At 30.8% G+C, this 12,241-nt stretch carries 12 protein-coding genes; 7 read left to right on the top strand and 5 right to left on the bottom strand.

From position 1 onward, the window contains the following. Positions 1–11 precede the first annotated feature (11 nt). The 7 genes from HB672_RS07840 to HB672_RS07810 are packed head-to-tail and all read left to right on the top strand — an operon-like array spanning position 12 to position 7,232. Entirely contained in the window at positions 12–899 is an 888-nt protein-coding gene (locus HB672_RS07840; RefSeq protein WP_167610587.1) for a 3-hydroxybutyryl-CoA dehydrogenase, read from the top strand. 4 nt (positions 900–903) lie between these two features. Further along, a complete protein-coding gene (locus tag HB672_RS07835; protein ID WP_167610584.1) occupies positions 904–1,575 on the top strand; it encodes a YggS family pyridoxal phosphate-dependent enzyme in 672 nt (223 codons plus the stop codon). Positions 1,576–1,585: 10 nt separating this feature from the next. Then, positions 1,586–2,974 carry an exonuclease domain-containing protein gene (locus HB672_RS07830; RefSeq protein ID WP_167612445.1) on the top strand — a complete coding sequence of 463 codons (1,389 nt, stop codon included), beginning with the start codon at positions 1,586–1,588 and terminating at the stop codon, positions 2,972–2,974. After that, entirely contained in the window at positions 2,958–4,955 is a 1,998-nt protein-coding gene (locus HB672_RS07825) for a DUF3857 domain-containing protein (RefSeq protein ID WP_167610581.1), read from the top strand. The genes HB672_RS07830 and HB672_RS07825 overlap by 17 nt, the downstream gene beginning before the upstream one ends. Positions 4,956–4,985: 30 nt before the next feature. Then, positions 4,986–5,819 (top strand): ion transporter, encoded by an 834-nt coding sequence (locus HB672_RS07820; protein ID WP_167610578.1) that lies wholly within the window; start codon positions 4,986–4,988, stop codon positions 5,817–5,819. After that, positions 5,812–6,720, top strand: coding sequence for a tRNA (adenosine(37)-N6)-dimethylallyltransferase MiaA (gene miaA, locus HB672_RS07815; protein ID WP_167610575.1), 909 nt, complete (start codon positions 5,812–5,814; stop codon positions 6,718–6,720). The genes HB672_RS07820 and miaA overlap by 8 nt, the downstream gene beginning before the upstream one ends. Beyond that, the gene (locus tag HB672_RS07810) at positions 6,717–7,232 is read left to right on the top strand and encodes a nuclear transport factor 2 family protein (protein ID WP_167610572.1); all 516 of its coding nucleotides are present in this window, start codon (positions 6,717–6,719) and stop codon (positions 7,230–7,232) included. The genes miaA and HB672_RS07810 overlap by 4 nt, the downstream gene beginning before the upstream one ends. A gap of 73 nt (positions 7,233–7,305) precedes the next feature. Here the strand turns inward: HB672_RS07810 and HB672_RS07805 are convergent, their stop codons facing one another. The 5 genes from HB672_RS07805 to HB672_RS07785 all read right to left on the bottom strand — a co-directional run bounded on the left by HB672_RS07805 (position 7,306) and on the right by HB672_RS07785 (position 12,240). After that, positions 7,306–8,016 (bottom strand): response regulator transcription factor, encoded by a 711-nt coding sequence (locus HB672_RS07805; protein ID WP_167610569.1) that lies wholly within the window; start codon positions 8,014–8,016, stop codon positions 7,306–7,308. 7 nt (positions 8,017–8,023) lie between these two features. Beyond that, complete coding sequence (locus HB672_RS07800; protein ID WP_244306595.1) at positions 8,024–9,595, bottom strand: HAMP domain-containing sensor histidine kinase; 1,572 nt, start codon at positions 9,593–9,595, stop codon at positions 8,024–8,026. A gap of 70 nt (positions 9,596–9,665) precedes the next feature. After that, complete coding sequence (gene coaE / locus HB672_RS07795) at positions 9,666–10,262, bottom strand: dephospho-CoA kinase (protein ID WP_167610566.1); 597 nt, start codon at positions 10,260–10,262, stop codon at positions 9,666–9,668. Positions 10,263–10,270: 8 nt separating this feature from the next. After that, the gene (locus HB672_RS07790) at positions 10,271–11,230 is read right to left on the bottom strand and encodes a YbbR-like domain-containing protein (RefSeq protein WP_167610563.1); all 960 of its coding nucleotides are present in this window, start codon (positions 11,228–11,230) and stop codon (positions 10,271–10,273) included. Beyond that, complete coding sequence (locus HB672_RS07785) at positions 11,230–12,240, bottom strand: glycosyltransferase (protein WP_167610560.1); 1,011 nt, start codon at positions 12,238–12,240, stop codon at positions 11,230–11,232. Before HB672_RS07785 ends, HB672_RS07790 begins: the two co-directional genes overlap by 1 nt. Position 12,241: the final 1 nt, after the last annotated feature.

The following is a 12,241-nucleotide window of genomic DNA, read 5'->3' as shown; positions in this document are numbered from 1 at the left end:
TAAATAGATTAATGAAAAATGTTGCAGTAATTGGAGCTGGGACCATGGGAAATGGTATTGCTCATACATTTGCACAAAGCGGATTTAAAGTTCAATTAATAGATATAAGCGATGCTGCTTTAAAAAAGGGAATTGATACCATTACCAAGAATTTAGATAGAATGGTATCTAAAGAAAAAATCACAGAAACTCAAAAAGAAGAAACATTAGCAAATATTTCAACCTATACAAGTGTCACTGAAGGTGTTGAATATGCAGGTTTAGTAGTAGAAGCAGCAACCGAAAATATTGACTTAAAGTTAAAAATATTTAAGCAGCTGGATGAAGCATGTCCAGAAGACACTATTCTTGCAACTAACACCTCATCTATTTCTATCACGCAAATTGCTGCAGTTACTTCAAGACCAGACATGGTGATAGGAATGCATTTTATGAATCCTGTACCTATTATGAAATTGGTAGAAATTATTCGCGGCTACAACACAAGTGACGAGGTAACGAAACTAATTATGGATATGTCTACCACACTTGGTAAAATTCCAGTAGAAGTAAATGACTATCCTGGATTTGTTGCCAATAGAATCTTAATGCCAATGCTTAACGAGTCTATTGAAACATTATACAATGGAGTTGCAGGTGTGCAAGAAATAGATACCGTTATGAAGCTTGGTATGGCACATCCTATGGGACCTTTACAACTAGCAGATTTTATTGGTTTAGATGTATGTTTATCTATTCTTAATGTGATGTACGACGGATTTAAAAACCCGAAATATGCTCCTTGTCCGCTATTAGTAAACATGGTTAGTGCAGGAAAACTAGGTGTGAAATCTGGTGAAGGATTTTACGATTATTCTGAAAGTAGAAAAGCCGAAAAAGTGGCTAAACAGTTTTCATAATAAAATGAGTATTTCTACAAACCTTAACAACATTAAATCTCAACTCCCAGAGCATGTTACTCTAGTAGCTGTTTCCAAAACCAAACCAGTAAGTGACCTTATGGAAGCTTATACTGCTGGTCAACGCATTTTTGGGGAGAACAAAATCCAGGAAATGGTTGAGAAATACGAGCTAATGCCAAAAGATATTGAATGGCACATGATAGGTCATGTACAACGAAACAAGGTGAAATATATGGCATCGTTTGTGGCGTTAATTCATGGTGTTGATAATTTTAAACTCCTAAAAGAAATTAATAAACAAGCACTAAAACACAATAGAGTTATAAATTGCTTGTTGCAAATTAAAATAGCCAGTGAAGATTCCAAGTTTGGGATGACTGCTCAAAACGCCAAAGAAATTTTCAATTCTGAAGAGTTTACGGAGCTAAAAAACATAAAAGTTATTGGCTTGATGGGAATGGCAACATTTACAGATAATGAAAATCAGCTAAAGAAAGAGTTCAACCTTTTAACCCAAATATTCAATTCTCTTAAAGGAATTAGCACCAAAAATTGTGAATTAGAGACCATTTCTATGGGAATGAGTGGTGACTATAAACTTGCTGTAGATTGTGGAAGTACCATGGTACGAGTTGGAAGTAGTATATTTGGAATGAGAAATTATTCAAATTAAAAACAATCCTATTTATTCAATATTAGACATAGAAACGACTGGAGGAAAGTACAACGAAGAGGGTATCACCGAGATAGCCATCTATAAGTTTGACGGTCACGAAGTTGTAGACCAATTTATTACACTTGTTAATCCAGAGAGAGATATTCAACCTTTTGTAGTTAATTTGACAGGTATTAATAGTAATATGTTACGAAGCGCTCCAAAATTTTATGAAATCGCAAAGCGTATTGTAGAAATCACCCAAGACACTATTCTAGTGGCTCACAATGCGAAATTTGACTATCGCATATTACGAACCGAATTTAGACGTTTAGGTTTTGACTTTAGCAAAGAAACCTTATGCACTGTTGAACTTGCAAAAGATTTAATTCCTCAAGAAGACTCTTACAGTCTTGGAAAACTCACAAGGTCGTTAGGAATTCCAGTAAGCGATAGACATAGAGCAGCTGGTGACGCTCAAGCAACTGTAAAGTTGTTTAAAATGTTACTTTCAAAAGATCTAAACAAGAATATTATTAAAGAATCCATTAGGCTAGAACCCAAATACCAAATGGAGCCTAAATTGTTGGATATTATAGATTCGCTTCCTTCTATTACTGGTGTGTACTATATGCACAATAAAAATGGGGATATTATTTATATTGGAAAAAGTAAAAATATTAGAAAGCGCGTTAACCAGCATTTTACAAGCAGTAATCCAAAATCAAAAAAAATGCAACTACAAGTAGCAACAGTAACCTATGAAGATACTGGAAGCGAACTTGTTGCATTGTTAAAAGAAAGTGAAGAAATTAAGAGAAATAAACCTTTTTTCAATAGAGCCTTAAAGCAAAACATCTTTTCTCATGGTTTATTTAGCTATACTGATGACAGTGGATATATTAATTTAAAGGTTGCAAACATAAATAGGAAAGGAACACCTATTATTACTTTTTCTAACATGCGAAGCGCCAAGAGTTTTATTACAAATTTAGTAGATGAACACAATTTGTGTCAAAAACTCACAGGGTTACACAACACCAGCAGTAATTGTTTTAATTATACAATTAAACAATGCTTTGGTGCATGCATTGATGAAGAACCTTTTGAAATCTACAATAAAAAAGTTTCAAATGTTATTGATTATTACAAGTTTGACAAACAAAACATGGTAATTTCGGATAGAGGACGTGTTGTTGATGAGCGCAGTGCAGTATTAATTGAAAATGGTATGTTTAAGGGCTTTGGATTTTACAACCTTAATTATCAAATTAATAACTTGAAGGTGTTGGAAAATATTATTACTCCAATGGAGCATAATCGCGATTCGCAACATATTATTCAAACATATTTAAGACGAAAACGACATAAATTAAAAATCATTAATTTAGAGAAACAACATGAAACAAATTCTTAACCTATTTAGCCTTCTTTTTATATTTCAGTTAAATGCCCAAAGTAATTTTAATTCATCAAACATTGAGGTAACCACGGGCGATTTACAAACAAACGTTTATGCTAAAGATACTACTGCAAACGCCTTAGTTATTTATGAAAAAGGTAATAGTTATGTCCATAAAGAAACTTATAAGTTAATAACCGAAATTGAAAAAAAAGTAAAAATCCTTAATAAGGATGGTGAAAACGAATCTACAGTTGAAATTTATTTATATAACAGTGATGATAAAAGACGTGAAGAGAAAGTCACCAAAATAGTTGCTAAAACTCATAATTTAGAGAATGGGCAAATTAGAGAAACGCCTATTAGAAATAGTGAGGTTTTTAGAGAGGTTTATAATAAAAACTATACCATTGTAAAATTTACATTGCCTAAAATTTCTTCTGGTAGCGTTATAACTTATAGCTATAGACTAGAATCCCCATTTATGTTTAATTATAAAGAATGGGAGTTTCAGGATGATATCCCAAAGCTTTATAGCCAATATAATACTAGTATTCCAGGGAATTATGAGTATGGTATTAAACTCGTTGGTGTTTTAAAACTAGATATAAACGAAAGTACAATCGAAAAAAAATGTTTATCCCTAAACCCTAATGCAAGTGGAATTGCCTTAACAAATACTGGAACTGCAGATTGCACAAACTCTATTTATGTCATGAAAAACATTCCTGCATTTATCGAGGAAGATTACATGACTTCAAGTAAAAACTATTTATCTAGAATTGACTACGAATTAAAAAAAACTACAAGCTTTAATGGTGTTGTAGAAAGGTTTACAAAAACTTGGAAAGATGTTGATAAAGAACTAAAATCACATCCAGCTATAGGGAAGCAATTTAACAGAGAAAGCCATGTAAAAGGGCTTTTAGGTACATCCATTTCTCAAGAAAAAGATAAATTAACAAAGGCAAAAAACATCTATAATTTTGTTCAAGAAAATTATACATGGAATGAAAAATATTTAAAATTTACAGATGCATCCATAAAAGACATAGTAAAAAACAAATCGGGAAATGTATCTCAAATAAATTTATTATTGCACAATTTACTCACTGCTAATAATATAGAGTCTACTCCTGTATTATTATCGACAAGAGAAAATGGATTTGCAACTACGCTCTACCCTGTACTGTCTGATTTTAACTATTTAATAACTCAAGTAACAATAGATGATGTTCCTTACTTGCTAGATGCTACTGACGAATATTTAAGTTTTGGTCAACTACCTTTTAGATGTTTAAATGATTACGGAAGGTTATTAACACTTAAAAAAGGTAGCAAATGGATAGATATTGTAAGTATAAGCTCTTCATTAATTCAATACCAAGTAGATTTAAAATTTAATGAAAACAATATATTAAATGGCACTATTAACTCTAGATATAGTAATTATTTTGCTCTAAGCAAGAAAAAAGACTATTTCCCTAACCCTAAAAGATACTTAGAGGATTTTGAAAACGACCATGTTGAAATGGAGGTTATTGAACATAAGGTGAAAAATGAATCAATCAATAATGATAAGTTTGAAGAATCATTTCAAATTGAATATCCAGATTTAGAAACAACTTCGGAAACCCTTTATTTAGACCCTTTCATAGATAAATTTATATCTACAAACCCATTTAAATTGCAAGACAGAACCTACCCAATTGATTTTGGTTACAGAATGGCTTACATGTACAATTTTCAATTAGATTTAGGAGATAAATATGAATTATCTGAAATTCCTCAAAGCAAAAAAATGACTTTACCAGAAAATGCAGGAGATTATACTTTTGCTATAAGCACCGATGGAAACATAGTAACTATGTCGTTAAAAATAAACCTTAAAAAAACTAGATATTCAGTTGGCTATTATATATCATTAAAGCAATTTATGAGTAATATTGTAAACACCCAAACAAAGACGCTATTAGCGCTAAAGAAAAAACAATAAACTTTTACTACATTTATAAAAAATAATAACTTGTCAGATAACAATACAAATAAAAGCTGGAGACATAAACTTCATGAAATACTATATGAAGCCGACACACCCAATGGTAAGGTCTTCAATATTGTGCTTTTTATCGTAATTATAGCAAGTATTGTTTTTGTAATGCTAGAAAGCGTTGAAAGCATTGACTCCAAATATCATAAGTTTTTAGACTCAGCAGAATGGGTAATAACGATACTCTTTTCGTTAGAGTATGTTGCAAGAATTATAACAGTTAAAAAACCTCTTAAATATGCATTTAGTTTTTTTGGTATTATTGATTTATTATCAACCATTCCTAAATATTTATCTTTTTTCTTTATTGGTTCACAATCGTTAGTAGCATTAAGAGCATTACGTTTATTAAGAGTTTTTAGAATACTTAAATTGGCTAGATATATTGGTGAATCGACAAATCTCACTAGAGCAATGAAGGCGAGTCGTGCAAAAATATCTGTTTTTATACTATTCGTCTTTATTTTGTGCATCATACTCGGTACTATTATGTACCTAATAGAAAGTGGCCAAGATAGTGGTTTTACAAGTATCCCAAGAAGTGTCTATTGGGCGATCGTCACACTTACAACGGTAGGATATGGCGATATCGCTCCTGTCTCTGCTCTTGGTCAGCTTATTTCTTCATTTATTATGTTAATGGGTTATGCAATTTTAGCTGTACCAACTGGAATTGTATCTGCTGAAGTTGTAAGAATAAATAAACACAACGTACACACTAATACGCAATCTTGTCCATATTGTATGACTGAAAATCATAGGGATGATGCGGAATATTGTCATAGTTGCGGAAATAAATTAAATGAGTAAATATCTTATTTCAGTTATTGGTCCAACTGCTATTGGAAAAACATCCTTAAGTATTAAACTCGCAAAACACTTTAATACAGAGATTATTTCGGCAGATTCAAGACAATTCTTTAAAGAAATGCACATTGGTACAGCTGCTCCAACTCAAGAAGAATTAAATCAAGTTACGCATCACTTTATCCATCATAAATCCATAAAAGAAGACTATAGCGTTGGTGCTTTTGAAAAAGATGCTATTGAATGTTTGAATGGATTGTTTAATAAACATAATATTGTAGTTATGGTTGGAGGCTCAGGCTTGTATGTCGATACCATAATTAATGGGCTTGACCACTTTCCAGATGTTGACCCGAAAATTAGAAAACGCCTTAACACAGAATTAGAATTAAACGGAATTGAGAGTCTTCAAAAGCAATTAAAAAACTTAGATAAAAAAGCTTATAATTCAATTGCAATAGATAATCCTCATCGCGTTATTCGAGCATTAGAAATATGCATTGGTACAGGAAAACCCTATTCTTCATTTTTAAACAAAGACAAAACACCACGTAATTTTAAAACTATTTCTGTTGGCTTAAAAGCAGATAGAAGCATTATTTATGAACGTATTAATAAGCGTGTAGACACAATGATGACTAACGGTTTATTAGACGAAGTAAAAAGCCTTAAAAACTTCCAACACCTAAATGCACTTAACACCGTTGGATATAAAGAACTTTTTAAGCATTTAGATGATGACTGGGATTTAGAATTTGCAGTTTCTGAAATTAAAAAAAATACACGTCGTTTTGCTAAACGACAATTAACCTGGTTTAAAAAAAATGAAGAGACCCTTTGGTTTGATTACCTTACAGATATTGACTATATTATTAGTCAAATACAAAATCAAATTGACTTATGAAAACTTTAAAATCCTTTATCTCATTTGTCTGTATAGTCTTTGCTTTACAAATTCAAGCTCAAGAAAATAAATGTTTAAATGAAATAAATAATCAAGTTTGGTCAAATTTCACTAAAGCATTTGAAACTTTTGACCACGAATTATTTGGTAGCTTACATGCAGAAGAACTGGTGCGTGTTGGAGGCAATTCAAAATTAATAAGAAACAAAACGGATTACATAAATGGTTATACCTCTCGTTGGAAAACCAATAAAACGCCTCAAACAATATCTTTTAGGTTCTTAGAACGTATTTGTAATGATACTAAAGCGTCTGAAAGAGGCATTTACAAACTGACTGTAAATGAGGGGTTACCAAACGAACAATCGTATTATGGCAAGTTTCACGTAATAATGGTAAAAGAGGATAATCTATGGAAATTATTGGTAGATTACGATTCTAATGAAGACAACACCATTAATGAAAAAATATATAAAAATGCCTTTGCAATTGATGATTTTGAAAAGTATTAAGCATAAAAAAATCTGCTAAATTTTGATAAAACTCAAAATAGCAGATTTTAAATTAACTACTTAAATAATTTCCTTATGCTTTTTGATTGACTACTAGTCTAAAACCTTCACCATGAATATTTAATATTTCGACATTTTCATCTAATTTTAAATACTTACGAAGTTTAGCAATGTACACATCCATACTTCTTGAAGTAAAGTAATTATCGTCACGCCATATTTTGGTTAAAGCCAGCTCACGTGGCATTAAATCGTTTTCATGTAAAGCCAATAAACGTAATAACTCATTTTCTTTTGGTGATAGTTTTACAGGCTCACCATCATTATATTTTAAAAAACGAAGTTTTGAGTTTAGATGAAAACCACCTATTTGAAATTCAAACTGTTTACTATCTGCAACACTATCTGTAGCCTTACGTTGCATAATAGCCTTTATTTTCATTAATAGAACTTCACTATCAAAAGGTTTATTTAAATAATCGTCTGCTCCTACTTTATAACCTTTTAAGACATCTTCTTTCATGGCTTTTGCAGTCAAGAAAATTATTGGCACATCGGTATTTTTTTCACGAATTTCTTTCGCCAATGTAAAGCCATCTTTATATGGCATCATCACATCGAGAATGCATAAATCGTAATCGTCTTTTTTAAATTTTTCAAATCCTTCCATACCATTTTTAGCATGAACTACATCGTAATCGTTCATGTTTAAATAGTCTTTTAACACGGTTCCAAAATTTGGATCATCTTCAACTAAAAGTATTTTTTTGTTTTGCTCTTCCATAGCTATTTTATGATATTAATGGTAGTTTAATAATAAAGGTACTACCCTTTCCTTTTTCGCTTTCTACTGATACGTGACCTTGATGATCTTCTACTATTCTTTTTACATATGCAAGACCTAATCCATGGCCTTTAACATTATGTACATCACCTGTGTGCTCTCTATAAAACTTCTCAAACACCCTTTTTTGAACGGATTTCGACATTCCGTTACCTTTATCTTGTATCTTTATTAAAATGTTATTTCCAACATTCTCTGTATATATATCTATTTTAGGTTCATCGTTAGAATACTTCACAGCATTATCCAACATATTTACTATAACGTTAGTAAAGTGGGTTTCATTGGCTAGCACATCACAATTTACAGCATCAAAATGTGTTTTCACGTAACCATTTCTACTCTCAACAATTAATTCTATGTGCATTATTGCATCATGCATTAAGTCGTGTAGTTCAACACGTTCCTTACTAATATTGAGTTCGTTCTTTTCTAGTTTTGATATTCTAAGCACATTTTCAACTTGTGCATGCATACGTTTGTTTTCATCTTTTATCATTCCAAGGTATCGTTTTACCTTTTCTTCATCATTAATAATTTTTGGATTCCGTATGGCATCTAAAGCTAAATTTATTGTTGCTATTGGTGTTTTAAACTCATGTGTCATGTTATTAATAAAATCGGTCTTTATTTGTGATATTTGACGCTGTTTTATCAATTGATACAAGGCACTTGAATAGGCAATAATTATAATGATTGTAAATACTAATGCAAGTATTGCCATTCCAACTATCGATGATAGAATAAACTTATTTCTATCAGGAAAATTAATATAGAGCTTATACTCACTTTCATCATTATTGTCTAAAAAAATTGGAACTCCAATAGTTTTAGATTTTTGTGGTTCAAAATTAGCAGACTGCACTTTTGTTGCTAAGTCTTTATGATAAATGGCATATTCAAAATTAATATCTATACCATCTTCAGTTAACTTTTTACTTAATAATTTTTCAATCGTTTCTTTTGTAACCCGTAAATGAACAGGTGTGTTTTTAGCTTCTTCTCTATATTGCGCTTCAAAAGTTGCATACTGTAATTTATTTAGCGAAAAAACATTTTTAGTAGTTTCCGATGGTGCTATTGTTAGACCGTTATCTAAATCAATATTACTAAAAACCTGTTTAGTTGCAAGCCCTGTATACATACTAAAACTAGAACTATCTAAACCCATGTCAAAGAGCGATGGCATCTTAAAATTTTCTTCTACAACACTTGTATTGTAAACAATTATTTGATTTGCATTATCATATTGTTTTCTAACTATAATTCCACTTATAGTTGTAGAATCTGGCACAATGCCTTGTGCTAACATCTCTTCAAGCTTTTCTACATATAAATCATATTCAAGCTCAACCACTTTATTTGATGTATAGGTAAGTGCTTTCTTTACATTAAATGTAAACTGCTCATCTTCATTTTTAAACGTATTGTTAATAAAATAGGCCTGTACAAAAATAATTCCAACAAGTGACAAACTCATTAATATTACTAACAAGACGAATAGCATTTTCTTACCCATCACTCAAAATTAACATTTTAACATTTAGATAGAATACCATTTAACCTTACATTAACACAAATGTTAAAATTTAAAATTCACAAATGGTAGTGAGTATCTTTTTGTGAATATTTTCTACCTCTTTTCGTGTATTTGATAAGGTAACGTTTTTAATAACAAATTGAGATAATTCCATCTTTTTTTCGTCACTCCATTGGTTATCCATAATTGCTTTAACTTTTGCCTTGGAAGTACTATCTCTTTTAATAACACGCTGTATTCGAGTTTCTTTGTCAGCAACAACCAATATAATGGCATCACATTGCAAATAGTTATTATTTTCAAACAAAATAGCAGCTTCTTTAATCACATAAGGTGCTGTTTGTTTCGTTACCCAGCGTTTAAAATGTGTAGCAACTTTTGGATGAACAATAGCATTCATTTTTTCAAGTAAATCCTTATTGCTAAATATTTTTTGAGCGATAAAAGGCTTGTTTAATTCATTATCTATATAAGCATCATCTCCAAATAATTTTACGAGTTTTCTTTTAATTATTTTGGACCTGTTCATTAACTTTTTAGCTTCAATATCTGCTATATATACTGGAACTCCCAACTCAAAAAACATATTAGCTACGGTTGTTTTTCCACTTCCAATCCCTCCAGTTAATCCAATAATTTTGCTCATTACTAATATTACTTAATTATTACAAACTCAATTTGCTTTACATTCAGCTTTGCTGATTTAATTTTTTCAGGCTGTTTTACAATACTCGGAATTAAATAAGTACTATTATTTCTAATGGTATTAAAATCACATTGAACAATAAAACTATTTGAGGAAATAGATTTAAAGCTACTTAAACTCGTATAAAAAATTACTGGAACTGTTTTTGGGTAAAAATTAATCTTAACATTTTTAGGGATATTAATAACATTGACTGGCACATCAATAGTTCCTTCTGTAAACTTCTCTACTTGTCCTTTTACTTTAACTGTGCTTTTAGGTGTTTTAATCTCATCTAAATCTTTTGGTATGTCTAGCTGAATAATGCGATCGATATCTGCATTAACATTCTCTAAATCAATTGATTTTGTTTTAACCTCAACAATAGAGTCTGTCATTGATTTTGGACCAATTATTTTTATAGAATCTGGTTCTAATTGATATGTATCAATAACATCATATCCAGCAGAAAATTTAATATTTGACACTAATTTAACAGGCACCATTTTTACAGAGTTAACATCGTAGTTAAAAGTGATAGTATCAGGAGTAATATTTTCCACAGTGATATTGGCAGCAAACTGATTTATTATTTTTGATATCTCATTAGATTCAATCCATTTATAATGGGGTTTTGTTCTTTCCAAATCCTTAAAATCTACATCTATTTCTGGTTGCCTTAAATAGTATTTAATATGCCTAAACCCATACGTTGTTAAAGCAATAGTCATTGTATTTGTTGAATCGTTTAAAACAACATGTTCTTCTGGTACATTAATGGCATTGATTTTAAATGTAAAACTATGAGTATATCGCTGAGATAACTTTGAAAGTACAGAAAACAAAAAAGCCAACGCTATAAACAGCAAGAAAACATTAAGTCTCTTACTTTTAAAATACGATAGTATGCTTTGCTTAAAAACTTTCATTAGATATCTCGAAAAAACAAGTTTGGAAATAATTCTTCAGCTTTCCCATTGGAAAACTGAAGCTTTATAGTCGACTTTAAAAACCCATAACCATAGCCAAAAAACTGAATTAATATTGCTAATAACGACAATACTGCGACAACTAAGCTTTTGGTCTTAAATACTGCAATTATAAAGCTTAAAGCTAAATATCCAAAAACCAAATACATAAGCAATGTTATTTCTAAAAATAACGCTACTAAAGATATAACAAACCCTAAGCAAAATAGTGTAGGAAACCAATAGGTTATTTTTTTTGTATGAGGATGCCATTTGTTTAAAATTGGTCTTACAGAGCCAAATTTATAGACTTGTTTATAAAATTTAGACCATGATATTCTGCGTTTATGATACACATAAGCTTCGGTAATAAGTCTTGTTTCAAAACCAAGTTTCCATAATCTAATGGATAAATCTGGATCTTCTCCAGGGTGTATACGACCAAAACCTCCTGTAGCCTCAAACGCTTTTTTAGAGATTCCCATATTGAAGCTTCTTGGTTGAAACTTGTTAATACTAGACGCCTTACCTCTTATACCTCCAGTAGATATAAAAGAGGTCATTGCAAAATTTATTGCCTTTTGAATATTACTAAACGAGTCGTGAGCAGCATCAGGACCACCAAAGCAATCCACATAATTATTGTTTAAATTATTTAAAACTTTAATTAAATATTGTTTTGGCAATACACAATCAGAATCTAAAATGATGAAGTAACTCCCTGTTGCCTTTTTCATTCCATAATTTCTAGAGTCTCCAGGCCCAGAATTTTCCTTAAAATAATATGAAATGTTTAATTGCGATTTATATTCTTGCACAACTAACTCAGAACTAATCTCAGAGCCATCTTCAACAATAACTATTTCAAAATCCTTGTCTCCATCTAAAGCAGCAAAGCTTTGCAAAAGCTCTTTAGCTTCATCTGGTCTATTATAAATTGGAATTATAAATGATATGTTGTTTCCAGTCATA

Origin of the sequence: Gaetbulibacter sp. S0825, assembly GCF_011777505.1 — a bacterium.
Lineage (GTDB): Bacteria > Bacteroidota > Bacteroidia > Flavobacteriales > Flavobacteriaceae > Pontimicrobium.
This window is presented reverse-complemented; position numbering and strand designations above follow the sequence as displayed.